This is a genomic window from Spirosoma liriopis, from assembly GCF_023196085.1.
Taxonomy (GTDB): Bacteria; Bacteroidota; Bacteroidia; order Cytophagales; family Spirosomataceae; genus Spirosoma; species Spirosoma oryzicola.
In genome coordinates this window covers 108,477-133,483 of the sequence record NZ_JALPRF010000001.1, presented here as the reverse complement: position 1 = coordinate 133,483, position 25,007 = coordinate 108,477, and the positions used below count along the sequence as shown (strand labels likewise).

18 protein-coding genes and 1 tRNA gene are annotated in these 25,007 nt (G+C 50.1%); 9 read left to right on the top strand and 10 right to left on the bottom strand.

What is annotated here, in order from left to right:
- Positions 1 to 2 precede the first annotated feature (2 nt).
- Entirely contained in the window at positions 3 to 572 is a 570-nt protein-coding gene (locus M0L20_RS00590) for a type 1 glutamine amidotransferase domain-containing protein (protein WP_232558886.1), read from the bottom strand.
- A gap of 146 nt (positions 573 to 718) precedes the next feature.
- Here M0L20_RS00590 and M0L20_RS00585 point away from each other — a divergent pair, with 146 nt between their 5' ends.
- A complete protein-coding gene (locus M0L20_RS00585; RefSeq protein WP_232558885.1) occupies positions 719 to 1,744 on the top strand; it encodes an SDR family NAD(P)-dependent oxidoreductase in 1,026 nt (341 codons plus the stop codon).
- Between the two features lie 98 nt (positions 1,745 to 1,842).
- Here the strand turns inward: M0L20_RS00585 and M0L20_RS00580 are convergent, their stop codons facing one another.
- Positions 1,843 to 3,174: a M20/M25/M40 family metallo-hydrolase gene (locus tag M0L20_RS00580; RefSeq protein ID WP_248475186.1), complete on the bottom strand. Its 1,332-nt coding sequence runs from the start codon at positions 3,172 to 3,174 to the stop codon at positions 1,843 to 1,845.
- 326 nt (positions 3,175 to 3,500) lie between these two features.
- On the opposite strand from M0L20_RS00580, the gene M0L20_RS00575 reads away from it, so the two are divergent.
- Both M0L20_RS00575 and M0L20_RS00570 read left to right on the top strand, forming a co-directional pair.
- Entirely contained in the window at positions 3,501 to 5,144 is a 1,644-nt protein-coding gene (locus tag M0L20_RS00575) for a M14 family metallopeptidase (RefSeq protein ID WP_248476588.1), read from the top strand.
- Between the two features lie 6 nt (positions 5,145 to 5,150).
- A complete protein-coding gene (locus M0L20_RS00570) occupies positions 5,151 to 5,651 on the top strand; it encodes a YybH family protein (RefSeq protein ID WP_248475185.1) in 501 nt (166 codons plus the stop codon).
- A 145-nt stretch (positions 5,652 to 5,796) separates the two neighbouring features.
- Here the strand turns inward: M0L20_RS00570 and M0L20_RS00565 are convergent, their stop codons facing one another.
- Positions 5,797 to 7,524: a glutamine--tRNA ligase/YqeY domain fusion protein gene (locus M0L20_RS00565; RefSeq protein ID WP_248475184.1), complete on the bottom strand. Its 1,728-nt coding sequence runs from the start codon at positions 7,522 to 7,524 to the stop codon at positions 5,797 to 5,799.
- Between the two features lie 184 nt (positions 7,525 to 7,708).
- Between M0L20_RS00565 and M0L20_RS00560 the strand changes: the two genes are divergently transcribed.
- The 3 genes from M0L20_RS00560 (at position 7,709) to M0L20_RS00550 (ending at position 13,665) form a co-directional block, all read left to right on the top strand.
- Positions 7,709 to 9,055: a TolC family protein gene (locus M0L20_RS00560; protein ID WP_248475183.1), complete on the top strand. Its 1,347-nt coding sequence runs from the start codon at positions 7,709 to 7,711 to the stop codon at positions 9,053 to 9,055.
- Between the two features lie 128 nt (positions 9,056 to 9,183).
- A complete protein-coding gene (locus M0L20_RS00555; protein ID WP_232558880.1) occupies positions 9,184 to 10,347 on the top strand; it encodes an efflux RND transporter periplasmic adaptor subunit in 1,164 nt (387 codons plus the stop codon).
- 78 nt (positions 10,348 to 10,425) lie between these two features.
- Entirely contained in the window at positions 10,426 to 13,665 is a 3,240-nt protein-coding gene (locus tag M0L20_RS00550) for an efflux RND transporter permease subunit (RefSeq protein ID WP_232558879.1), read from the top strand.
- 75 nt (positions 13,666 to 13,740) lie between these two features.
- Here M0L20_RS00550 and M0L20_RS00545 read toward each other — a convergent pair whose 3' ends face one another.
- Entirely contained in the window at positions 13,741 to 14,151 is a 411-nt protein-coding gene (locus M0L20_RS00545; RefSeq protein WP_248475182.1) for a DUF4345 domain-containing protein, read from the bottom strand.
- Between the two features lie 369 nt (positions 14,152 to 14,520).
- Between M0L20_RS00545 and M0L20_RS00540 the strand changes: the two genes are divergently transcribed.
- Positions 14,521 to 15,558 (top strand): spore photoproduct lyase family protein, encoded by a 1,038-nt coding sequence (locus M0L20_RS00540; RefSeq protein ID WP_248475181.1) that lies wholly within the window; start codon positions 14,521 to 14,523, stop codon positions 15,556 to 15,558.
- A gap of 36 nt (positions 15,559 to 15,594) precedes the next feature.
- Here the strand turns inward: M0L20_RS00540 and M0L20_RS00535 are convergent, their stop codons facing one another.
- Genes M0L20_RS00535 through M0L20_RS00525 form a run of 3 tightly spaced genes read right to left on the bottom strand, consistent with a single transcriptional unit; the run spans position 15,595 to position 16,464 of the window.
- Positions 15,595 to 15,777 carry a hypothetical protein gene (locus M0L20_RS00535; protein ID WP_248475180.1) on the bottom strand — a complete coding sequence of 61 codons (183 nt, stop codon included), beginning with the start codon at positions 15,775 to 15,777 and terminating at the stop codon, positions 15,595 to 15,597.
- Between the two features lie 20 nt (positions 15,778 to 15,797).
- Complete coding sequence (locus M0L20_RS00530) at positions 15,798 to 15,995, bottom strand: hypothetical protein (RefSeq protein ID WP_232558875.1); 198 nt, start codon at positions 15,993 to 15,995, stop codon at positions 15,798 to 15,800.
- 34 nt (positions 15,996 to 16,029) lie between these two features.
- On the bottom strand, positions 16,030 to 16,464 hold the full coding sequence (locus M0L20_RS00525; RefSeq protein WP_248475179.1) for a DoxX family protein: 435 nt from the start codon (positions 16,462 to 16,464) through the stop codon (positions 16,030 to 16,032).
- A gap of 299 nt (positions 16,465 to 16,763) precedes the next feature.
- Here M0L20_RS00525 and M0L20_RS00520 point away from each other — a divergent pair, with 299 nt between their 5' ends.
- Complete coding sequence (locus tag M0L20_RS00520; RefSeq protein ID WP_232558873.1) at positions 16,764 to 17,474, top strand: DUF2461 domain-containing protein; 711 nt, start codon at positions 16,764 to 16,766, stop codon at positions 17,472 to 17,474.
- A 16-nt stretch (positions 17,475 to 17,490) separates the two neighbouring features.
- Positions 17,491 to 17,937: a RidA family protein gene (locus tag M0L20_RS00515; RefSeq protein WP_248475178.1), complete on the top strand. Its 447-nt coding sequence runs from the start codon at positions 17,491 to 17,493 to the stop codon at positions 17,935 to 17,937.
- 57 nt (positions 17,938 to 17,994) lie between these two features.
- Here the strand turns inward: M0L20_RS00515 and M0L20_RS00510 are convergent, their stop codons facing one another.
- The 3 genes from M0L20_RS00510 to M0L20_RS00500 form a co-directional block, all read right to left on the bottom strand.
- A complete protein-coding gene (locus M0L20_RS00510) occupies positions 17,995 to 19,485 on the bottom strand; it encodes a glutamate synthase subunit beta (protein WP_232558871.1) in 1,491 nt (496 codons plus the stop codon).
- A gap of 12 nt (positions 19,486 to 19,497) precedes the next feature.
- Complete coding sequence (gltB, locus tag M0L20_RS00505; RefSeq protein ID WP_248475177.1) at positions 19,498 to 24,171, bottom strand: glutamate synthase large subunit; 4,674 nt, start codon at positions 24,169 to 24,171, stop codon at positions 19,498 to 19,500.
- Between the two features lie 690 nt (positions 24,172 to 24,861).
- A tRNA-Lys gene (locus tag M0L20_RS00500) sits at positions 24,862 to 24,934 on the bottom strand.
- Positions 24,935 to 25,007: the final 73 nt, after the last annotated feature.

Here is a 25,007-nt window from a genome sequence, read left to right as displayed (position 1 = left end):
CCTTAGGCCGACTGTTTTTCTTTTACACCTTCGCTGATCAACTTGATCGTTTCGCGGTTGAAAGCAGGTATGTCGTTTGGGTTGCGGCTAGTCACCAGATTACCATCAACGACAACCTCTTGATCTACCCAATCCGCGCCCGCATTGCGGAGGTCGGTTTTGATCGATGGGAAGGAGGTCAGCGTTAATCCGTCAACCACGTCCGCTTCAACCAGCAACGTTGGAGCATGGCAGATAGCCGCTACTGGTTTCTGCTGCTCAAAAAAATGCTGAATAAATTTAATGGCTTGCTGTTCGGTACGCAGGTTGTCGGGATTCATGACACCGCCCGGCAGTAATAACGCATCGTACTGGGATGGATCTGCTCCGGCGAGTGGTAGGTCAGCATCGAACGTTTCGCCCCATTCGGTTTCGTCCCAGGCTTTTACGCTACCGCCTTTCGGGGCAATGAGGTGAACCGTTGCTCCGGCATCTTGCAGTGCTTTCTTTGGTTCCGTAAATTCTACTTGTTCAAAGCCCTCCGTCATTAGGGCCGCAATCTTTTTGCCTTGCAAATTCTGTGTACTTTCCATAATCGTTAAGTTGGTCACTTATTTGTTGTACGCTTACTGTAACTGCTCGTTAGGGCATATGGTTATGTAAAATCGCATCTGATTCCCCGTAACAATCGGTTTGGTCTCGTGGTTGAGTACGGAACGAATACAAAACGACAAAGCCAATGAGTGCATTGAACAGTAAAGGACTTTGGTGGACGCTGGCAGGTATCGGAGCGGTCGTTGCTGCGAAAGCCTTTCTAACCAAAAAACGAACGATTGACTTTCACGAGAAAACGGTGGTTATTACCGGCGGTTCTCGCGGATTGGGTCTTGAACTGGCCCGTCAGTTTGCGCAGGAAGGAGCTAACGTTGCGATCTGCGCCCGTGATCAGGATGAACTGGATCGCGCGCAGGAGGACTTACGCCGACGGGGCAGCGATGTGTTTACCTACGCCTGTGACGTGACCGACAAAGCGCAGGTCGAGCAGTTTATCAAGGCCGTCGGACAAGTGTTGGGGTCGGTTGATGTATTGGTCAACAATGCCGGAACGATTATCGTCAGTCCGTTGGAACATGCGACAGAAGAAGATTTCCGGGATACGATGGAAGCTAATTTCTGGTCGGCGTTCAACATGATCAATGCCGTGCTACCCCAGATGAGAGAACGCAAGGCAGGGCGCATTGTCAATATTACCTCGTTCGGTGGTAAGATTGCCGTACCACATCTAGCTCCTTATTCGGTTAGTAAGTTCGCCTTTGTGGGATATTCGGAAGGCCTTCGTTCCGAGTTGATGAAAGACAATATCCTGGTTACCACCATATGTCCCGGTTTGATCCGTACGGGAAGTCCGCGCAATGCCTTCTTCAAAGGACAGAACGAGAAAGAATATACCGTTTTCAAAATCGGCGATTCGATTCCTTTCTTTACAATAGCCGCTGATGACTGCGCCCGCGAAATTATTGACGCTTGCCGAACGGGAGAAGCGGAACGAGTCATTACGCTTCCGGCTAAAGTAGGCGCGGCTATTCACGGTTTCGCGCCTGGATTCATCACGGACATGATGGCTTTGGCGAACGAGATGCTGCCTGGCCCCGGTGGAATCGGTGAGCAGCGTGCGGTCGGAAAAGACAGTGAAACCGCACTGTCCGAATCGGTAGTCACACGTCTGACCGACGACGCTGCGGTAGCCAATAATGAGATAAAGTAGAACAGGCTATACTTTGATGGTTTGAATTTCACACGCCATATCTCCAAGATATGGCGTGTGAAATTCAAACCATCAAACACTAAATAACAGCTTCCCCATTACTTCTTCTTCGCGGATGCGGTAGTAGATTTGTCCAGTCCGGCTTCAGCGAGTAAGAGCAACAGAATGCGTTGCATACCCAGGTAACCTTTGTCGTTTAGCCACCATTCGTTTAGGGCGTGTTCACCTCCGCCAATGCCTCCGCTACCAATCGTTACAGCCGGAATACCCAGCGCTATCGGTGTGTTGGCATTCGTCGAAGCAACTTCCAGTTGCGGCTCGGCATTCAAATAGTTGGAAACGGCAACCGCCCGTTGTACAATAGCCGCCGTTGCTTCGGTTCTTCCAGATGGACGATCACCGATTTTTTTTACATCTACGGTCAGATCAGGACCTTGCCGTTTGACAGCGTTTTCTTCTTTCAATGCTTTTTGGATGGCTGTCTGCAACAACTGGTCAACCTCATTAAGCTTCTCCGGGCTTTCCGAGCGCATGTCAATTTCAGCCCACGATTCGTAAGGAATGGCGTTAACCGACGTGCCTCCGCCGATGACACTAACACTATACGTTGTTTTGACGCCCTGACGAGTGGCTTTGTCAGCTTCGGTAGTAAAATGATAGATGGCTTTGCCCAGAGCGCTGTGCGGATTGACAATACCGAACGATCCGTACGAATGGCCACCCGGACCTTTGAACGTAATGCGGTAGCGATGCGAACCCAGACCCCGATGGGTGATGCTACTGATACCGTCGCCATCGACTGCGATGTAGGAGTCAGGCTTAATGCCCCCGTCTTTACGCAGCAGATGCTTAACCCCGCGCAGATCACCCAGACCTTCTTCGCCAACCGCACCAACAAACAGTACGTCAGCCTCTGTTTCGATACCTGCCTTCTCCATACCTTTCACTACGGCCAGTACGGCGGCTAAACCACGTGTATCGTCACCAACGCCCGGTGCATAGAGCGTGTCACCTTTCTGCTTGACCTTTACGTCGGTCCCTTCGGGAAAGACCGTATCCAGGTGAGCTTCCACAACGACGGTCTTTTTGCCTGATCGACCTTTACGTTTGGCGAGGACGTTGTTTACCTCATCGATCCAGACCGAATCCGCTCCGGCTTCCTTGATCATGACCGCAAATTTCTTCGCCCGTACCTGTTCTTTAAAAGGCGGAGATGGTGTTTCCGTTAAGGTAATTAAGTCTTGCTTCGTCTGTGGTTCAAGATCGATAAAGGTTTGAAAGGCTGTTTTGACGGCAGGTTGATCCGCTAGCTTTTTGATTTCATCCGCATAACGCTTGTCGATGGTTGGGGTTTGCTGCGCTAGCAGGAGTGAAGTCGTAGCGCCCATGAGCAGAGCCGTGAGTGCCGTTGGGACGAATATTCGGTTCATAGAGAGGTTGTATAAAATGTACTGAAGGTAATGCGGAGTTGTATTCTGGAACGATTTATTCTATTTGTTTGGAAAAGGGGTTGGCTTTGGATTGATAATTCTACAGAACTGCTGTAAAATTATAGTTTATTCTGTAGACTCCTGTCAACGTGTAACTCTTGGTAGCGCTTCCAATGAAGAAAAATAAAGGAGCACTCGCGTTTTGTCAACCATTACTCATGAAATTCATTTCGTTCATTGCCTCCCGAATTTTGCAGACTGTCAGTCTTGGCTGCTGTTTGTATCAGTTTCTGTTCAGCACACTTTACGCGCAATCGACCGCGTCCATGCTGACGCCGTACGAACGCGACACAAACCAGACGGCTACCTACCCTCAGATTATTAGCTGGTATCAGCAACTGGATAAGCAGTACGATCAGGCCAAACTGATCGAGATCGGCAAAACAGATATTGGCAAACCGCTACACCTGTTTTTACTAGCGGCTGATAAGCAGTTTACGGCCCGTCCGAACCGCGTCACCTTACTAATCAATAACGGTATACACCCCGGCGAGCCGGAAGGCATCGACGCCTGTATGATGCTGGCTCGCGATCTACTAAAAGCAAATAAACTCCCTAAAAATGTGCTGGTCGCCATTGTGCCGGTCTACAACGTAGGCGGTTGTCTGAACCGGGGCGTGTCGCGGGTGAATCAGAACGGACCCGATACGTACGGCTTTCGGGGGAACGCCAGAAACCTGAACCTCAACCGCGATTTTATAAAAGCCGAAGCGGAAAATACCCGCGCGTTCCAGACGATGTATCAGTCGCTGAAACCGCAGGTGTTTATTGACAACCATACTAGCGATGGTGCTGATTACCAGCATGTCCTGACGTATTTTGCCACGCAGAAAGATAAATTGCATCCAGCACTGGCGGGCTACATGACCCAACGATTTCAGCCTGAGATCGACAAGATGCTGGTTGCCAAAGGATTTCCGTCTGCCCCCTACGTCAATCACGCGGGTGATACGCCCGAGAGCGGCCTGATTGGCTATAACGATTCGCCCCGTTACTCAACGGGTTATGCGGCTTTGTTTAATTGTTTCGGCTTTACGCTGGAAACGCATATGTGGAAACCGTACCCGGCGCGGGTCACTGCTTCGTACGTTTTCGACGAAGCAGTGATGCGATTATGTGAGCGGGAAGCCCAAACCATTCTGGCGAATCAGCAGCGGGCAAACGAGGCCGTACGTCAGCAGAAAACGTTTGGCCTGAGTTATAAACTGGATCGGAGTAAAGTGGATTCCGTTATGTTTCTGGGCTACGAAGCTGCGTACAAACCGAGTGATGTGTCGGGGCTGAAACGGCTTTATTACGACCGAAACAAACCGTTTAAAAAACAAGTCCCTTACCTGAATAACTTTGTCGTTGACGCGCAGATCGACAAGCCCAGAGCGTACGTTATTCCGCAGGCGTGGCAGGAGGTCATTGGTGAGTTAAAACGTAATGGCGTAACCCTGCAACCGTTATCCAAAGATTCGTTGCTAACGGTATCGGCTTATTACATCACCGATTTTAAAAGCCCGCAACGACCCTACGAAGGTCATTACCTCCATACGGGCGTGAAGGTGCGGACAGAATCACAAAAACTTCAGTTCTATAAAGGTGATTACCTGGTTCAGACCAATCAGGCGGCTAATCAATATATTGTCGAAACGCTTGAACCGCAAGGCGTTGACTCGTTTTTTGCCTGGAATTTTTTTGATAGTATTCTTGATCAGAAAGAGTACTTCGCTGATTACATTTTCGAGGATACCGCTGCTGAACTGGTCAGGAAAGATCCGGCCTTGCGGAAGCAACTGGAGGAAAAACGGGCTGCTGACAAAGCGTTTGCCGATAACGCCGACGCACAGCTGAATTTCATCTATCGGCAGACGCCTTACTACGAAAAAACGCATAACCGCTATCCCATTTATCGGTTAAACTAGATCGTTATGAATCGTTTACTGGGACTGTTGCTGACGGTTATTTTTTGTCAACTACCTTATCTGCTTGCTGCTCAAACCAATTCTACGAAAGACAAACTGGCGGACGAAGCGTCGATACGGGCATTACGGAATCAGTCGAACCGAGCGATACAGGCGCGTGATCTAGCTGCATTTGGTCAGACGATGTCGTCGGATATTGAGGTTACGCGCGGGAGCGGTTCACACGTATCCGGGCGTGACTCCGTTTTAGCTTCGGTCTCGGTACAATTCAAGGACCCTGCTTTCATGGGTTACGTACGAACTACCGAGCGTGTACAAGTGAGCAAGTCCGGACTGCTGGCCGCCGAGCACGGACACTGGACGGGACGCTTCAAACGGTCGGATGGCGTTCAGACCATAACGGGTACGTATTTGGCAATGTGGCGCAAAACGGACGCTGGCTGGAAAATACGCTCTGAACTCTTCGTCAGCCTGGATTGTACGGGCAGCGCAGATTGTGAGAAGTGAGAAAACCTGTTAGGGTTTGATTTTAGAAGTATTGACGAGTGAGCTATGAGCTACTCAGCTTTTACTAGAACTTGACATACAGTCAAATAGAAACGGGCTTTGTAAAAACAAAGCCCGTTTCTATTTGATACATTATAAACAGAGTCTATCCTTTTTTGACTTCCTTCGCCCAGCTATCTTTCAGGGTTACGGTTCGGTTGAAAACAGGCCGTTCCGGAGTTGAGTCAGAATCGAGGATAAAGTAGCCTTTGCGCATGAACTGGAAATTACGCTGCGCACCCGACCGCGCGGCTTCGACCAATGCGGGTTCGACAAACGCCCGTACAACTTCCAGCGAATTTGGATTCAGTAATTCACGGAACTCGCGCTCATCGGCGGCTGGATTTTCTACCGAGAACAACCGGTCGTACAACCGTACTTCCGCTTCAACGGCGTGCGGAACCGATACCCAGTGGATCGTACCTTTCACGTTGATCCCCGACGTGTCGGAACCACTCCGGCTTTCGGGAATATACGAGCAACGCAGTTCAATAATCTCACCCGCGTTATCTTTGACAACTTCATCGCACTTGATGATGTAAGCCCCTTTCAACCGCACCATACCGCCCGGAAACAACCGGAAAAATTTCTTCGGTGGGTTCTCCAGGAAGTCGTCGCGTTCAATGTACACCTCACGGCTAAACGGTACATCGCGTTCGCCCGCGTTAGGATCTTCGGGGTTGTTTTCGATGCGCATGATCTCTTCCCGGCCAACTTCATAATTTGTAATGACCAGTTTCAACGGTTTTTCGTCGAGAACGGCCATGACGCGGTGCGTCGTTTTGTTGAGTTCCTCCCGAATGCAGAACTCAAGCAAGCTCACGTCGATCAGGTTGTCGCGTTTGGCGATACCGATGCGGTCAGCAAATTCACGGATACTAGCGGGCGTATACCCACGACGGCGAATACCCGCAATGGTAGGCATGCGTGGGTCGTCCCAACCGCTGACATGACCTTCTGAAACAAGCTGTTTGAGTTTCCGTTTGCTCATAACCGTGTAGGTCAGGTTGAGTCGCGCAAACTCAATCTGGCGAGAGGGGAAAAGCGCCAGCTTGTCAATAAACCACTCGTACAAAGGCCGGTGGACCTCGAACTCAAGCGTGCAAAGCGAATGCGTAATGTGCTCAATCGCGTCGGACTGGCCGTGGGCAAAGTCGTACATCGGGTAGATACACCAGGTGTCGCCCGTACGGTGATGATGCGCGTGCTTGATCCGGTAGATAATCGGGTCCCGGAGTTGCATGTTCGGCGAAGCCATATCGACTTTAGCCCGCAATACCTTGGCCCCATCCGGATACTCACCGGCTTTCATGCGACGGAACAGGTCGAGATTCTCGTCAATGCTTCGGTCGCGGTATTGGCTCATGCGGCCCGGCTCCATCGGTGTGCCTTTTTGAGCGGCAATTTCTTCCGCCGTTGAATCGTCGACGTAAGCGAGTCCTTTCTGAATCAACGCTTCGGCGAACGCGTAGAGCTGATCGAAATAATCGGACGCATAAAATTCATTTTCCCAGTCAAAGCCGAGCCAGCGCACGTCGTTCTTGATCGAATCAACGTATTCCGTATCTTCCGTAACCGGGTTGGTATCGTCAAAACGAAGGTTAGTCTGTCCACCGTATTTGTCGGCCAGACCGAAATTAAGGCAAATGGATTTGGCGTGGCCGATGTGCAGGTAACCGTTGGGTTCGGGCGGAAAGCGCGTATGCACACAACCGCCGTTTTTACCGGCTGATATATCTTCTTCTACAAACTGCTCAATAAAATTAAGCGATGTTCCGGTATGACTACGATCAGTCGTACTGTTCTCTAACGGGTCATTTGATGCTTCCGCCATGGCGCGTATTACTATACTGATAAGGTCCCGAAATTACAGTGATCAAACGGGTTTGGCAAACGGACGATTAAAGCTTTCTTATATTTTACATTATAAGCGAACAAAACGATACTTGTAACGGGTTGTAGATAGTACACGCCGTTGACTATCTACCAGAAACGGCTTTGTTGCCTTTCGTTATGTTATGAAAACTAGTTTTATTAGCTTCCTCTTAAGTATTGGCTGTTTTTTACCTTTTAGTGTTCAGGCTCAGAAAACCACCGATTCACTAGCAAAACAGGCTTATCTTCCGGACTGCATCCAGTATGCTTTGACCCATCAGCCGATAGTTCGGCAGTCTATCATTGACCAGGAAGTAGCCGAGCGAACCGTGCAAAGCTCACTGGCCGCCTGGTATCCACAAATAGCGGCTGGATACAATTTACAGCATTTCCTGAAGCTTCCGGTCACGCTCATTCCCAATCCGGTTACCGGCGAACGTGTTCCCACAGCGCTGGGGGCGCAGAACACATCTACGGTGTCATTCTCCGTGACGCAGAGTATTTTCAATCGAGATTTACTGTTGGCTAGTCAAACCGCCGATGCCTACCGGCTTCAGGCGGCTCAGACCACGGTAAACAACAAGATTAATGTGGTCGTGAATGTCAGCAAAGCCTTCTACGATTTGATCCTGACGCAGCGGCAGGTCGATATTCTGAGCGAAGATATTACGCGGTTACAGCGTAGCTTGCAGGACGCAACGAATCAGTATCAGGGTGGTATCGTTGACAAGACCGACCCGCAGCGGGCCAGAATAGCGCTTAATAACTCACTCGCTCAGCGAAAGCAGTTCAGTGATCTGATTGGGTCAAAATACCAGGTTCTAAAGCAGCTTATGGGCTATCCGCCCAATGTCCAGCTGAGCGTTACATACGATACGCTGCAACTCGCCAATGAAGTTGCCTTGGATACATTACAACTGGTCAATCCACAGGACCGCATTGAGTATCAGTTGTTACAGACGCAGGGACGTTTGTTAACGGCTAATGTTCGGTACAACCGCCTGGCTTTTCTACCGACGGTCGGCGCATTTGCCAACTACAACCTGCTCTACCAAAACAACGCTTTCGGACAACTTTATTCACAGACGTTTCCCAACTCGTTGATTGGGCTTGCCGTAGCACTACCTATTTTTCAGGGGGGCAGGCGAATTCAGCAGTTGCGGATTTCGGAGTTACAGGTGCAGCGGCTGAACTGGGATCTGGCGGCCCTGACGAGCGCTGTTGACGCTGAATACGCGCAATCATTAGCGACGTATAAGGGTAATTTAGCTAACTATCTGGCGCTACGCGAGAATCAGTTGCTGGCCGAGGATGTCTATCGAATTATCAACCTGCAATATCGGTCCGGTATAAAAACGTATCTGGACGTTACGATTGCTGAAGCTGACCTTCGGACGGCGCGGTTGAATGTATTTAACGCGTTGTATCAGACGATCGTGAGCAAACTCGATGTCCAGCAGGCTTTAGGCGCTATTCGGTTTCAACCATAAGTATGAGCGTGTTGGCTTTGTACCAGTCAATAAATCACGAGTACACCAGAATAAGACGATGGCTGATTCACTAGAACAGGGCTTTCGTTGTTAACAAAATCCTTATCGAGTCTCAGGTAATTACACATATGAAATTTTATAGTCATGTACTTATTGTAGCCGGAAGTATCGTACTGGCTTCCTGTGGCGGTAACAAAAATGATCAGCAGCAGGCCCCTCCACCGCCGACGGCTGTGACTGCCGTTAAAGTAGCTAAAGGAAGTGCCACCTACTACGACGAATTTCCGGCGACGGTAACGGGCCTAGTAGTCGTTGATATCCAGCCGCAGGTTGCGGGAAATATCACGGGTATTTTCTTTCAGGATGGACAGCGCGTTCGGAAAGGCCAGAAGCTGTACACCATTGACCCACAGCAATACCGGGCGAGTTACGATCAGGCAGTAGCAAACCTGAACGTGCAGAAAGCAAACCTGAACCGTGCCCAGAAAGATGCCGACCGGTACAACACGCTGGCGCAGCAGGACGCTGTTGCCAAACAACTGGTCGATAATGCCAATGCCAGTCTGGAAGCTACGAAAATGCAGGTAGCAGCCGCGCAGGCCAGCATTCAGCAGGTGGCTACCAATCTAAAATATACGACGATCTACGCGCCACTGGACGGAACCATTGGTATCTCGCAAGTGCGGCTTGGCGCGGCTGTTGCGCCAGGTTCGACTCCGTTGAACACCATCTCCTCCGATGATCCAATTGCGGCTGATGTGCAGGTTGACGAATCTGAAATACCTCGTTTTCTGCAACTTCAAAGTCAGAAGACAGCCGCCCGTGACTCCACGTTTATCCTGATGTTGCCCAATGGCAGCCGGTATCCGTATCCCGGTACAATCCGGATTGTTGACCGCGCTGTCGATCCGCAAACGGGTACGCTTCGCATTCGAATCGCTTTTCCAAACCCGAACAAACAGCTGAAAGTTGGTTTGGCGGCTAATGTCCGGGTCAAGAACAGCACCGGGCAGCCACAGATACTGATTCCTTACCAGGCAGTAACCGAGCAGATGAGCGAATACTTTGTCTGGGTAGTGGGCGACAGCAGTAAGGTAACTCAGAAAAAGATAACGCTCGGGCCGCGTATCAATGATAAAGTGGTCGTTCGAAATGGGATTAATGAAGGAGAAACGATTGTGACCGAAGGAACGCAAAAAGTACGCGAGGGCGCTGTCGTTAAAGTAACCCCGCCCGGTCAGGGTGGAAGTTCAGCTCCAAGTTCAAGTACGAATCAGTCGGCCTCAAAATAAAGAAAGATGAGCGAATGAGCGAGCACCGACGAAATCAGGCTTGTTCATTCGCTTATCTGTTCAACTACTCAATAAGTTATGTTTGCAGAAATATTCATTAATCGACCGGTAACGGCCATCGTCACATCCGTCGTTATTATAGCGTTGGGGGTACTGGCCTTGTTGAGCTTACCAGTCAGCCAGTATCCTGATATTACACCGCCAGTCGTGCAGGTAACGGGAAACTATACCGGGGCTGATGCGCAGACGGTTGAACAGACCGTAGCGACCCCCATCGAAACGCAGGTCAACGGTACGCCGGGCATGGATTATGTACAGACCAATGCCACCAACGATGGTCGGATGACGATGAACGTAACGTTCAAAGTCGGTACGGACGTAAACATTGCCGCTCTCGATGTGCAAAACCGCGTGGGTATCGCCCAGCCACAATTGCCGGAAGAAGTGACGCGTCTGGGTGTCGTGGTTCGGAAACGGAACCCGTCGCTGTTTATGCTGGTCGCTATGTATTCGCCAAAAGGTACGCACAACGTTTCGTTCCTGGATAACTATACGAACATTTACATTCGTGATGCGCTCCTGCGGGTGCCGGGGGTGGGCGATATTTTCAGCCGGGCCGACGATTTTAGTATGCGGATCTGGCTTAAGCCCGACCGTTTGGCGCAGCTTGGTCTGACACCTACCGATGTCGTAGGGGCTTTGCAGGAGCAGAACTTGCAGGTAGCCGGTGGTTCGGTAGGGGCTCCACCTCAGCCCGGTTCACAGGCTTTCGAGTACACAGTTTTCACCAACAGTCGACTCAGCAAAGAAAGCGAGTTCGAAAATATCATTGTTCGTAGTGATCCCGCACGAGGTTCGCTGGTTTATCTGAAAGACGTAGCGCGGGTGCAGCTGGGTAAGTTTTCGTACGCCAGTAACTCATTCGTGGATGGCAATCGGGCGTCTTACTTGCTGGTGTATCAGTTGCCCGGCAGTAACGCTCTGGAAACGGCCAAGGGGGTCTATGCCGCCATGGACAACCTGAAAAAGACGTTCCCGAAAGACATTGAATACGTCGTGCCGTTCGAATCTGTGTCGGTTATTCAGGTGTCTATTTCGGAAGTAGTCGAGACGCTGCTCGAAGCCCTTGTACTGGTTATACTGGTTGTATTCCTGTTCTTACAAAGCTGGCGGGCTACGCTCATCACCCTGCTGGCTATTCCAGTGTCTATCATTGGTACGTTTGCTTTGTTTGTACCTCTCGGCTTTACGATCAACACGCTGACGCTTTTTGCCTTTGTACTCGCTATCGGTATTGTGGTCGATGACGCCATTGTGGTGGTGGAGGCCGTACAGGTGAACATCGATAAGGGAATGTCGCCCAAGGAGGCTACCGTAGAAGCCATGCGTGAGATTTCGGCACCGGTAATTGCCATTGCCTTGATTCTGGCGGCTGTGTTTGTACCGGTTGGTTTTATTCCGGGTATTGTTGGGCGACTTTATCAGCAGTTCGCAATCACCATTGCCGTTTCGGTATTGATTTCAGCGTTCGTTGCTTTGTCACTGACTCCCGCGCTGTGTACGCTGCTGCTTCGTCCGATGCACATTGACGAGAACGCAACGGGCCTGAACAAGTTTTTCTACAAGTTTAACCAGTGGTTCGAGCGGGTAACCAATTCGTATTCGAACGCTGTACAGCGGCTTATCAAAGCGACCCCGTTAGTAATCGTTGGGTTAATTGTCCTGTACATCGGAACGGGGCTGATGTTCCGGTCGAAACCAACAGGCTTTATTCCGACTGAAGATGAAGGACGACTGATTGTCACTTACGAGATTCCGGAAGCAGCTTCTACGACCCGAAGCCTGGAAGTACTCAACAAAATAATGGCTATCCTTAAAAAAGAGCCTTATGTCAATCACTTTGCCGCCTTGGGGGGATTGAACGCCGTTACGTTCGCTTCCAAGTCAAACAGCGGCACGGTGTTTATGCAGCTTAAGCCTTGGGAAGAACGTAAAGAACGAAACATGCAGGCCGATTCGCTGGTCGTTCGCTTACAAAAGGCGCTGTCGAGCTTGAACGACGCGCGTCCTCAGGTGTTGCAGCCACCAGCCATTCCGGGTCTTGGTCAGTCATCAGGTTTCACGTTCGAGATACAGCAGCGTGAAAGTAATGACGACGTTCGTGCCTTCGACAACGTCGTGCAGAACTTCTTGGCCGAAGCCAACAAACGGCCCGAAATCGGTCGTGCGTTTACGTATTTCACGGCCAAAAGTCCAGCCTACCGCGTCGACGTAGATCGTGATAAGTGTAAAAAGCTGGGCATTGCGGTGAGCGATGTGTATCGGACGATGCAGACGTTCCTGGGTAGCCAGTACGTGAACGATTTTATTATTTACGGTCGTAAATTCCGGGTTGTTGCTCAGGCCGATACCATGTACCGGGCTGATGTTAAGAACCTGGGTCAGTATTACGTTCGAAACCAGGGTGGGCAACTGGTTCCTATCAGTGCCGTCATCACAACCAGTGTGATTGAAAATGCACCCTTGATTTCGCACTTCAACCTGTTCCGATCGGTAGAGTTGAACGGCGCGTCCAAGCCGGGCTTTAGTAGTAGTCAGGCCAACGATGCCTTGCGCGAAGTGGCGGCTAAAGTTCTTCCTGCTGGATATGCCTATGATTTTGGTGGGTTAAGCCGTGAAGAAATTAACGCGGGCAGCAGTTCGATCTACATCTTTATGCTATCGGTCGGGTTCGTCTTCCTGTTCCTGGCGGCTCTGTACGAAAGCTGGTCGGTTCCGTTCTCCGTACTATTGTCGGTTCCAATCGGTGCGTTTGGAGCTATCCTGGCCTTGATTCTGTTCCCGTATCTAAACAACAACGTGTATGCGCAGATCGGTTTAATTACGCTGATCGGTTTAGCGGCTAAAAACGCTATCCTGATTGTGGAGTTTGCCAAAGAGCGCGTCGATAAAGGCGAAGACTTGTTAGAGTCGACTATCGAAGCGGTGCGGCTACGGCTTCGCCCAATCCTGATGACATCGCTGGCATTTATCTTAGGCGTATTTCCGCTTGCTATTGCCAGCGGGGCAGGGGGTGTTGCGCGTGCTACCATTGGCCGGACGGTACTGGGCGGTATGTTAGCCGCTACGTCGCTGGCTATCTTTGTCGTGCCGGTACTGTACGTTGGTATTACGCGACTGGCTTATGGTAAGAAAGGGCTGGAAGAACTGAAAAAGAACGCCAAAAAAGATGAGCATTCCGATGCTCACGGTCATCCCGCTCCACAACCCGTTCCCGCTAACGGAAACGGTCATGAAGAGAATAAGCGTAACGCCTAGAGCGTAGTAAAAATAAAATCGCCCGTTTAGTGTTGATCTACTAACACTAAACGGGCGATTTTATTTTAGAACGGTTTAGTTAAGAACTGGTGTTCTGCGGTTTGTGACAAGCAGAACAACCGCTACCAAGCATAAGGCCGATTCGGTGATTAACCACTGCTTGCCAAAGTCGCCGAGTGCTCCTTCGCTAAAAATGGTGACTGTACGTGACAAGGCGTAAAAGCCCCACAGCAGACTTAAAAAGGCCAGCCCTTTTCGGGTGTCGTTAACCATCAGATAAAGCAGGCTGATAAATAGCGTAAGGCCCACTCCGCCGTAAACACCACGGATTGAACTAAAAGCATCGGTATTCGTCAACTGAACACGTACCAAATCCATTACTGACTGCGGATTTGAGAAGGCCATGACACTGACGGATAAAAGAGCAATTGCGGATAACAGGATGAATCCTTGCGAAATACGGTTTAAAAGAGCTTGTTTTTTCATAGTATTTGTGATTTGACGCACAAAAATGGGCTGGATAAACACAAAGAATCTTGGCATTCGCCAAGATTCTTTGTGTTTCAATTCCGTATGAGCAGCTCTTTTTATGGTGGTTATACCCGTCTGTACCTAATGTTTACGGGTATTAGTGCCTACGTTTTGTCAAAAATCGTAATCGGTTTTGTTGATGATAATGTCGAAAAATGCGTCATAATCTGCCCATATACTTTTTTACGTTGTCGCTGTGATCTCGGTCGTAGAAGTTAATTTTTATTATCATAACTGTCTGTAAGTGAATTATTTATCCGAGAAGAATGCTGAACCATCTAATGCTTTACGATGTTATTAATGTACTAACACAACGACCCTTTTATGCCTGATTTTCAGCCAAGTGTTATCTTGTATACAGCCGATGCAATGAACCAGCAGGGAGAAGCTGTGCTGGCTCAGTTTCCTCAGGCTGAGACGCTTGAAATAAAGCAGCATAATCGTCTGCCCGAACTGGGAATGAACCACTTCAAGGTTAAGTCGGACGTGCTGGTGCTGGGAAAGCTCAAGTCACAAGATATCAAGTGGAGCGGTCGAAGCTCGGATTTTATCGCGCCGAGTCTGGCAAACGGGTGTTTTGGCGCTTGTGCCTATTGTTATGTTGACCGCCACAAGAAAGTAAATCCGATAACGCTGTTCACCAACGTTGACGAGATTATGGCAACGGTTGATAAGCACGTGATGAGCCAGCCTTGGCCGAAGGCCGCGAACCAAACCGATCCTGATTACTATACCTACGATATTGGCTGTAATTCGGACATTTCTCTCGACTATAGTTTGTCGGATGGTGTACAACAGGTGTTGGCCTTTTACCGTGATCACCCGCGTGCCAAAGCAACATTTGCGACGAAGTTTGTCAATCGAGACATGCTTACATTCGATCCGAAGCGTAAAGTACGCATTCGGTTTAGTCTCCTGCCACCGCATGTAAGCAAGCTGGTCGATGTTCGAACCGACAGTATTGAAAAGCGCATTGCTGCTATCAACGATTTTTACGATGCTGGTTATGAAGTGCACGTCAATTTTTCGCCGGTTATCGTTTACGGTGGTAAAGAGTGGCGAAATGATTATCGGGAGTTGTTTCGTCAACTCGATTCCGCGTTACGGCCCGAAGTTAGGGAGCAGCTCAAATGCGAAGTGATTTTCCTGACACACAACCAAGTGCAGCACCAAGCCAATCTGGCAATTAATCCGAAAGCGGAGGAATTGTTATGGGTACCCGAATTGCAGGAAAGCAAGGTTAGTCAATACGGTGGTTGGAACATTCGCTACGACCACCAGCTAAAGAGTAAGATGATCGCTGTGTTTGAGCGACTGGTTCAGGATGAAATTCCTTGGTGTCAGATCCGCTATATCTTTTAACAAAGAAGGCCCGTCATGGACGGGCCTTCTCAGCTATTAATCGACACTATTCGCGTTACTTTTTGTCTGCTCAACTTTGTCGGGATCGTTTTTCTCCGTCGTCTTTTTGGTTGAGCGCTGATGGCTGCCATCTTTCCCCGCTTTGCCTTCTTCCTTCTGATTCTTGTGGCTATTGCCACCGCCACTCTGCGGAGAGTAGTATTTAACGAACAGGTTCATAGCAGAAACGATTTTATGGTCTAGTTGCTATGCCCGCCTTTGCTACCACCACTAGCGTGTCCTGCGCTGCTTCCTCCTTTGGAATGCTTCGCGCTCTTGTGCGATGTTGAACTCCGGCCATTGCCTTTCGAACCATGTGCGGTACCGTTATCCTGGTTACCAGTGATTCGCTGATCTTTGTATTCCTCTTCGACTTTTTCGAGGGTCTTGTCTGCCATAACATTGTTAGTTGAGTAATGGGAGTTTAACTGGTCAGCGGGCATTTTGTTTCAGATACTCATCGACCGAAAACCGACCTGAACCGATAACCAGAAATAACAACAAGAGCGTCAGGACAATCAGCGAAAGCCAGAGTTCAGAATTTAATGCCGAAAAGCCCCGGCTGATGTTGACGAAAAAGACAGCACCGATCAGAATGGGCAACTGAAACAGTACCATCAATCGGGTCATACAGCCGACCAGTATCAGGAATCCGCCCATCAAATGCGCGAACGCGACGTAATGTACGGCCATCACAGACCATAAATCGAAGTGCAGACCACCAACCAGTTGCGTCAGATACGTAGTGTCACTAATGAAACTGATTCCTTTCAGAACCAGAACAATACCCAGCATAATACGAAGGGCGTCTGTCCAGGCGGGGTGATGCGTGTCGCCCCAGTGCTCGATGCGATGTAACAGATTCATTGTCGTAAGCGGTTTAGTGAGAACTAACCGAATTTACGGGAATCATCGCTGGTAGTCAAGCTGGTTATCAATCTATTATTCACTGTATTAGGTGGAATGAAGCAACGCATACCAAGTTACCTAGAAGCGCCTGTCGTTCTGGTGCTGTAAGCGTTTAAGGTGTGTAGCAATCGAAACAAAAAGTAACTTTCTCGGATTAAGTACGATCATTTTTGTACGGTGTCGATCCATAAATTTTCGCCGGAAACCGTACTGTCTATTCATTAATGTTGCCTACAATTGTTTATCTTTGGTTAGTTATGGCAACAAAATCATCTTCAAACGCGGTCATTACCAAACCGACCTTTGACTTTCTGCGCGATCTCGTTCAAAACAATAATCGCGAATGGTTTCAGACAAACCGCGCTCGCTACGATGCAGCTAAAAATGAATTGTGCGGGGTTGTACAGCAGGTGCTGACGGATTTAAGCTCGTTTGAGCCCTTGGCTAACACCGCCGTTAAGGATTGCATTTTTCGGATCAACCGCGACATTCGCTTCTCTAAAGATAAAGCACCGTACAAATCCAACATGGCGTTTGCCATTGGTCCCGGTGGTCGGCACTCAGGCCGAATCGATTATTATGTACAAATTCAGCCAGGTAACCAGTCATTTCTAGGAGCAGGTATGTGGCAGCCGACACCAGCTAATCTGGCCAAATTTCGTCAGGAGGTCGATTATAATGTTGACGAGCTGAAGCAGATCATTGAAGCCGACGAGTTCAAAGCTTACTTCCCGGAAATACACGGCGAAGTGTTGAAAGTGATGCCCAAGGGTTATTCGGCTGATCACCCCGAAATCGACTTACTACGCCGTAAAGAGTTATTTTTCGTCCATCGGTACACCGACAAGGAAGTAATGAAAGCCAATTTTGCGGAAGAAGTTGTACGCGGTTGCCGTATCATCAAGCCGTACATCGATTTTTTGAATTACCTTTTCTTCGATGAAAAGGAAGAACCTGTTATGCTTTAAAACCAACTATACCTTGATGAAACACTGTCTAGCAATTCTGTTTTGCGCACTTACAACCTCCTTCGTGCAGGCGCAAACCGAGCCCAAACAGCCTACCGGCTATCTGTACAAAGTAGAAACAGGCGTGTCGGGAAGGCAAGTATACGTCAGTAACCAGCGTCCTTTTAACGCCAATGGCGAGCTGGTTGGTCCCGGCGATCTGACGACGCAGACGCAGCAGGTTTTCGAAAACATCAAGACTGCTTTAGGAACCGTTGGGTTAACGTTGCGTGACGTGAAACAGGTAACCTACCACGTCAAAGGAACGACCACGCAGGTCAATTCGGCTGTATCACAGCAGGTCAATAGCGTTGGCGCTACGTTCTTCACGCAGGGAGCGCCAAGCATTGCCGAGATTAAAAGCATACCCAAAATTGCCCGTGACGAGGTCTTGGTTGAGGTTGAAGTAATTGCTGAGAAATAAAAACGAAAGGCCCCTGATCGAAACCAGGGGCCTTTCTTGTAGGACTTTTCTCGTATTTTATACTTCGGCCAACAGAGAAACGGTTTTGCCTTCCAACAGGGTTTCGCCCATCAGGTAACAGTCAGCAGCGCGAGCGGCTTCCCGTCCTTCAGAAATAGCCCATACGACCAGCGACTGACCCCGGCGCATATCGCCCGCTGTGAACACTCTCGGATTGGTCGTCGTCTGATAATTGGTTGCTTTTACGTTACCCCGCTCATCGTATTCAACACCCAGATCGTCCAGCAAACCGTTGTGCTGGGGATGCAGGAAACCAGCCGCCAGCAAAGCCAACTCGCAGGGGATGTCACGCTCAGAGCCGGGCTGTTCAACCATCTGCATCCGTCCGTTTTCGTTTTTCCATTCCAGATCGACCAGACGTAAAGCTTTCAGATTGCCGTTTTCATCACCGATGAACGCCTTTGTGTTGATCGACCAGTAGCGTTCGCAACCTTCCTCGTGCGAAGTGCTGGTGCGAAGCATCATTGGCCAGTTGGGCCAGGGTGTGCTGGTAGCGCGCTCTTTCGGTGGCATAGGCATTAACTCGATTTGAGTAATGCTGGCTGCTCCGTGGCGGTTAGATGTACCCACACAGTCAGAACCTGTGTCGCCACCACCAATAACAACGACGTTTTTATCCGTTGCTAACAGTTCGCCATCGGCATAAGGAACGCCCCGGTGGTCGACTTGTACAGGTAGGCTGGCGTTACGCTTGTTTTGCTGGCTAAGGAATTCCATTGCTGGATAAACGCCTTTCAGATCACGGCCCGGAATAGGTAGATCGCGCGGAACGGTTGAACCGCCAGTCAACATAACCAGATCGAACTGATCCATCAAATCCTGCGCTTTCACATCGACGCCAACGTCAACGCCGGTTTTGAACGTGATACCTTCGGCTTCCATGACCGCCAAACGACGGTCGATAGTCCATTTCTCTAGTTTGAAATCAGGAATACCATAGCGCAATAGACCACCGATCTGGTCGGCGCGCTCGAATACCGTTACGGTGTGACCTGCTTTGTTGAGCTGAGCCGCAGCGGCCAAACCCGCCGGACCCGATCCAACAACCGCGATCTGTTTCCCGGTCCGAACCTTCGGTGGTTTGGGTGTGATATAACCACGCTCGAAAGCCACTTCAGCAATTGATTTTTCGATAAACTCGATGGCAACGGGCGGCTTGTTAATACCCAATACGCACGAAGCTTCGCAGGGAGCAGGACAGATACGACCCGTAAATTCAGGAAAGTTATTCGTCGTGCTCAGAATCTCGTACGCATAAGCCCAGTTCTGCTCATACACGGCATCGTTAAACTCCGGTATGATATTGCCCAGCGGACAGCCGCTGTGGCAAAATGGGGTACCGCAGTCCATGCAGCGGGCTGCCTGCCGTTGAGAGTCCTGCTCCGAAAACGGCATTTCAATTTCCTTATAGTCGTGAATACGCTGCTGCGGCTCGCGCTTTTTAGGCAATTCACGGGCGAATTCTAAAAATCCGGTAGGTTTTCCCATAGTACTTCGCAGTTATCCCTGCGTCACATCCACAACAATGTCTTGATAAACTACATTTTTATCCCGAATCTGCTCGGCCAGTGAGATACCCCGACCCGCCAGTGCGTTGCGGAAGTCGCTTGGCATGACTTTCACAAACCGGCTAACCTGCTGCCCCCAGTCCTGAATGAGCGCTAACGCTACATTACTGGTCGTGTATTGAAAGTGCTTGTCGATATACTCCCGCAGAATACCCTGATCCTCGTCTGTTAGACTTTCCAGGCTAACCATTTCAGGGTTGACCTTCGACGCAAACGTACCATCCTGATCGTAGACGTAAGCCACACCACCCGACATACCAGCGGCAAAGTTGCGCCCCGTTTGACCGAGAATGATGACCAGTCCGCCCGTCATGTATTCCAGACCGTGGTCACCCACGCCTTCTACAACTACCTTGGCACCCGAGTTACGAACACAGAACCGTTCGCCCGCCATACCCCGGATAAACGCTTCACCTGAAGTAGCGCCGTAGAACGACACGTTACCGACGATGCTGTTTTCTTCGGGTTTGAACTGAGCGGTCCGGTCTGGGTAAACAATCAGTTGCGCTCCACACAGACCTTTCCCAAAGTAGTCATTCGCATCGCCTTCCAGTTCAAGTTTGATACCGCTCGTGGCAAATGCGCCAAAGCTCTGACCGGCCGTACCCCGCAGTTTTGCGTGGATCGTGCTTTCGGGGAGACCCGGTCCACCGTACTTCTTCGAGATTTCGTTCGATAGCATGGTACCGATGCTACGGTCAATATTCTGCACCGTAAACTCGGCATAAACCGATTCCGCTGATTCTAATGCTGGCTTGGCGGCCTCGATAAACTTGCGGTCAAGAACGTCGTCCAGGTAGTGGTTCTGTTCTTCCTGCTTGTAGAGTGCCACATCCAGGTTGGTTGGCTCTTTGTACAGAAGTGCATCGAGGTTGATGTTTTTGAATTTCCAGTGCGGTAAATCGTCACGGAGTTCAAGCATTTGCGCCTGACCGACCATTTCGTTGACGGTACGGAAGCCCAACTCAGCCATGATCTCGCGGAGTTCCATCGCCAGGAACGTAAACATGTTAACGACATGTTCAGGCTTGCCTGTGAATAAGGCACGAAGCTCTTTATTCTGCGTTGCAACGCCCACCGGACAGGTGTTTAGGTGGCATTTCCGCATCATGATGCAGCCCGTAGCTACCAGAGCCGCTGTGGCTACGCCAAACTCTTCGGCACCGAGCAGAGCCGCTACGGCCAGATCGCGACCGGTACGCATCTGCCCATCGGTCTGTACCGTTACCCGGCCCCGCAGCTTGTTACGAACCAGAGTCTGGTGTGCTTCAGCTAAACCGAGCTCCCAGGGAAGACCTGCGTGGCGAATCGACGACAGGGGAGAAGCACCCGTACCGCCATCGTGTCCCGAAACCAGGATATGATCGGCATGGGCTTTGGCTACTCCGGCGGCAATCGTACCAACACCCGCTTCCGACACCAGTTTAACGCTGATCCGGGCGGCCCGGTTGGCGTTTTTAAGATCAGAAATCAACTGCGCCAGATCCTCAATCGAATAAATATCGTGGTGCGGTGGGGGCGAAATCAGACCTACACCGGGCGTCGAGTGGCGTGTACGGCCAATCCAGTCGTCTACTTTGAAGCCGGGCAACTGACCACCTTCGCCGGGCTTAGCACCCTGCGCCATCTTGATCTGTAACTCCTGGGCGTTCGTCAGATAGTAACTTGTTACGCCAAACCGGCCCGAAGCAACCTGTTTGATAGCCGAGTTCATGCTATCGCCGTTTGCCAGTGGCTTATAGCGGAGTTCGTCTTCACCACCTTCGCCTGAGTTGCTTTTGCCGCCGATCCGGTTCATGGCAATCGCCAGCGTTGTGTGCGCTTCCCACGAAATCGAGCCAAACGACATGGCACCCGTAGCGAACCGTTTGAAAATGCTTTCAATCGGCTCAACTTCGTCGAGGGGAACGGCTGATCCCTTCTTGAACTTCAACAGACCACGCAGCGTAATTGCTTTCTGCGTCTGATCGTTGATGAGCTTTGAATATTTCTTGAAGAGCGAGTAATCGTTCTTCTGCGTCGACTGTTGTAACAGGTGGATCGTATCGGGGTTGAAAATGTGCTTTTCGCCCCGTTGCTTCCACTGGTAGATTCCACCAACTTCCAGGCGAGGAGCCGCTACTGGTTTATCGGGGAACGCCAGGCAGTGGCGAACCAGAATTTCGCGAGAAATCTCGTCCAGGCCCATACCGCCGATCCGCGAAACGGTACCCGTAAAATAGCGGCTGACAACATCCTGATTCAAACCAAGGCACTCAAAAATCATGGCCCCCTGGTACGATTGCAACGTTGAAATACCCATCTTCGAGAAGATTTTGAGCAATTCGCCGTTGACCGCTTTGATGTAATTTTTGTAAAGCTTATCGAGGTCATAGTCAACCTGCAACAAGCCTTTTTCTTTCATGTTGGCAATCGTTTCGAACGCCATGTACGGGTTCACGCCCGACGCACCGTAGCCAATCAGCGTTGCTACGTGGTGGGTTTCCCAAACGTCGCCCGCTTCGACAACAATGCCTACTTTACCCCGCAGACCCTGACGAATCAGGTGGTGGTGAATGGCCGACGTTGAAAGCAATGACGGAATCGGAGCGTGGCTCGAATCGATAGCCCGGTCAGACAAGACCAGAATCGAATAACCGTCCTGAATAGCGTCTTCGGCGTAGCGGCAAATCCGGTCAAGGGCGCGTTCCAGCGACTTACCGTTGCCATCAGCCGTGAAGAGACAGTTCAACGTCTTGGCCTGGAACTTCGGCTTGTCAATGAAACGCAGCTTGTCGAACTCTTGAATCGTCAATACCGGCTGATCCAGCTCGACCTGACGGCAATGTTCCGGCGATTCGCTGAGCAAATTGTAGGTAGCACCGACAAACGAAATAAGCGACATGATCGACCGCTCCCGGATCGAGTCAATCGGCGGGTTGGTCACCTGCGCGAACAACTGCTTGAAGTAATGGCTCATGTGCTGGCTCTGCTCCGACAGAATCGCCAGCGGTACGTCAGTACCCATCGAACCGAGTGCTTCTTTGCCCGTTTCGACCATCGGGGCCAGAATCATGCGCAGATCTTCCGACGTGAAGCCGAACGCCTGTTGCATCCGCAATAATTTAGCGGGGTCGTATTTCTGGTACGTCCGAATAGGCGCTTCCAGATCCGAGATGCGGATTTTGTTTTCGTCCAGCCAGTGTTGGTACGGCTTGCGGGAAGAGATTTCTGCTTTGATTTCCTCGTCGGAAACAATGCGGCCCTGCTCCATATCTACCAGGAACATCTTGCCGGGTTGTAAGCGACCTTTCGAGACCACTTTGGCCGGGTCGATGTCGAGTACACCCACCTCCGATGCCATGATTACGACATCGTCGTTGGTAACCCAGAACCGGGAAGGGCGTAGTCCGTTACGGTCGAGCGTAGCGCCGACAATGCGTCCATCGGTAAACGAGATCGATGCCGGGCCGTCCCAGGGTTCGATCAAAGCCGCGTGGAATTCGTAAAACGCCTTTCGAACGGGGTCCATGTGCTCATTGCCATCCCAGGCTTCGGGGACGAGCATCATCATCACGTGCGGCAGTGACCGCCCGCTCATGACCAGCAACTCAATGGCATTGTCGAGGTTGGCCGAATCGGATTGTTTCGGATCGCAGATGGGCAGCAGCATGTCCATCTCGTCTTTCGTAAACTTCGATGATTCGAGCAACCCTTCGGCGGCTTTCATCCAGTTGACGTTACCCCGTACCGTGTTGATCTCGCCGTTGTGAGCGATGTAGCGGAACGGCTGAGCCAGTTTCCAGGATGGGAATGTATTGGTCGAGAACCGGGAGTGCACAACGCCCAACGCGGAAACAACTTCTTCCTGCTGAAGATCCGGAAAGTAAGGCTCTAGCTGAAGGGTTGTCAGCTGACCTTTGTACGTAACTGTACGGCAGGACAGCGACGAAAAGTAAAAGTGATTGACTCCGGCAACAGTCTCGTTGATGATGCGCGTACTGTAGTTACGAAGAATGTAAAGTTTCCGCTCAAAATCGTCAGCGTTTGTAATATCGGATGGGCGTTTGATAAACACCTGTTCCATTTGCGGCTCGGCAGAGCGCGAACCATTGCCCAAATCGCTGTTGTTGACCGGTACCACACGGTAACAGAGTAACTCCAGCCCCAGCTTCTTCATGTTCCGGTTCAGAATGGCCCGACATTCTTCGCGGAGCCAGACATCCTTCGGAAAATAAACCATACCGACGCCGTATTCAAGCGCTGGTGGGAGATGAACCCCAAGTTTGCGGGTTTCGTCCACGAAGAACTCATGTGGAATCTGAATCAACAAACCTGCTCCGTCGCCCGAATTCGCTTCAGCGCCAACAGCACCCCGGTGTTCCATCCGCCGGAGCATCTGGAGAGCGTCAGACACGATCTGGTGTGACTTCCGGCCTTTAATGTGGGCCACAAAGCCAATGCCACAGTTATCGTGTTCGAATTCCGAACGGTAGAGTCCTGGACTGGATGGTTCCGAACCGGATGGTCCGGGATTAGATAGTTCCGGACTGGATAGTCCTTGGTTAGATGAACGTAGACAGGATTGTCCCTGGTAGTCATCGAATTGGTCAACCTGATCAGACATGGTCGTAACAGCGTTGGGTTATGCTGCCGTTTTTAGCCTTCTGATTATCAGAATTACAAAAAATAGCAGCTTTTATTGGGAAATTCTAAATTAACTAACGTACCGGCCGGTAATTTAATGCGAAGTTGACAGCCGAGTTGACGGGCGTTTGTGACAAAGTCACGCAATATACTACTAAAAAAATTTGGTAAAAATCAGCTTTGCCAGAATTTAATAGTAAACGGCGTTAATTATGAATTCGTTTCTAGATTTTCTTAAAAAATGAATATATGTATTGGTTTTTAGCTTGATTCTAAATAATCGAGCTACGAAAAATGGCGAATAAAGGCCTGGTCTTGAGTAAGCCTAATGCGGTTTCTAGACTGGCAAAATGGTAAGATTTAGCGCATGCTTTATGCTACCCAAATTCATGAACTGTAGTCGTAACTCGACCACAGAATTGATTACGTCTGTGCTAGGCTACCAAATGGTAAGAGAGAGCAGTAAGAGAAAAGGGGGATGACCATCATTCGCCTATACCAACGGGGGCATTTCTTGCTCAGTCGTTCGAATTCAGCAGAGACGTGAATAGTAATTGGCGGGTAACGTTTGTATGTAATTCGTAGCTGATGGGCATGGACGCCTAGCTAGTTGCGCACCCGTAGGCGATAGCTATAAAATAGCAAAAGCCGCTCAATTGAGCGGCTTTTGTGATTCGGCTGGGATTCGAACCCAGGACCCATACATTAAAAGTGTATTGCTCTACCAGCTGAGCTACCAAATCATTTCCCTCACTGCAAACAGGTCGTTGTCGTTTGGGAATGCAAAAGTAGGAGTTTGTTTTTTTTAACGCAAGA

Bases quoted from the DNA above. Each gene is read 5' to 3' on its own strand.
- M0L20_RS00530 (WP_232558875.1), bottom strand. From the start codon at position 15,995: ATGGCAGACAAGACCCTCGAAAAAGTCGAAGAGGAATACAAAGATCAG.
- M0L20_RS00545 (WP_248475182.1), bottom strand. From the start codon at position 14,151: ATGAAAAAACAAGCTCTTTTAAACCGTATTTCGCAAGGATTCATCCTG.
- M0L20_RS00540 (WP_248475181.1), top strand. From the start codon at position 14,521: ATGCCTGATTTTCAGCCAAGTGTTATCTTGTATACAGCCGATGCAATG.
- M0L20_RS00525 (WP_248475179.1), bottom strand. From the start codon at position 16,464: ATGAATCTGTTACATCGCATCGAGCACTGGGGCGACACGCATCACCCC.
- M0L20_RS00520 (WP_232558873.1), top strand. From the start codon at position 16,764: ATGGCAACAAAATCATCTTCAAACGCGGTCATTACCAAACCGACCTTT.
- M0L20_RS00580 (WP_248475186.1), bottom strand. From the start codon at position 3,174: ATGAACCGAATATTCGTCCCAACGGCACTCACGGCTCTGCTCATGGGC.
- M0L20_RS00575 (WP_248476588.1), top strand. From the start codon at position 3,501: ATGCTGACGCCGTACGAACGCGACACAAACCAGACGGCTACCTACCCT.
- gltB (WP_248475177.1), bottom strand. From the start codon at position 24,171: ATGTCTGATCAGGTTGACCAATTCGATGACTACCAGGGACAATCCTGT.
- M0L20_RS00565 (WP_248475184.1), bottom strand. From the start codon at position 7,524: ATGGCGGAAGCATCAAATGACCCGTTAGAGAACAGTACGACTGATCGT.
- M0L20_RS00555 (WP_232558880.1), top strand. From the start codon at position 9,184: ATGAAATTTTATAGTCATGTACTTATTGTAGCCGGAAGTATCGTACTG.
- M0L20_RS00570 (WP_248475185.1), top strand. From the start codon at position 5,151: ATGAATCGTTTACTGGGACTGTTGCTGACGGTTATTTTTTGTCAACTA.
- M0L20_RS00590 (WP_232558886.1), bottom strand. From the start codon at position 572: ATGGAAAGTACACAGAATTTGCAAGGCAAAAAGATTGCGGCCCTAATG.
- M0L20_RS00560 (WP_248475183.1), top strand. From the start codon at position 7,709: ATGAAAACTAGTTTTATTAGCTTCCTCTTAAGTATTGGCTGTTTTTTA.
- M0L20_RS00515 (WP_248475178.1), top strand. From the start codon at position 17,491: ATGAAACACTGTCTAGCAATTCTGTTTTGCGCACTTACAACCTCCTTC.
- M0L20_RS00550 (WP_232558879.1), top strand. From the start codon at position 10,426: ATGTTTGCAGAAATATTCATTAATCGACCGGTAACGGCCATCGTCACA.
- M0L20_RS00510 (WP_232558871.1), bottom strand. From the start codon at position 19,485: ATGGGAAAACCTACCGGATTTTTAGAATTCGCCCGTGAATTGCCTAAA.
- M0L20_RS00585 (WP_232558885.1), top strand. From the start codon at position 719: ATGAGTGCATTGAACAGTAAAGGACTTTGGTGGACGCTGGCAGGTATC.
- M0L20_RS00535 (WP_248475180.1), bottom strand. From the start codon at position 15,777: ATGAACCTGTTCGTTAAATACTACTCTCCGCAGAGTGGCGGTGGCAAT.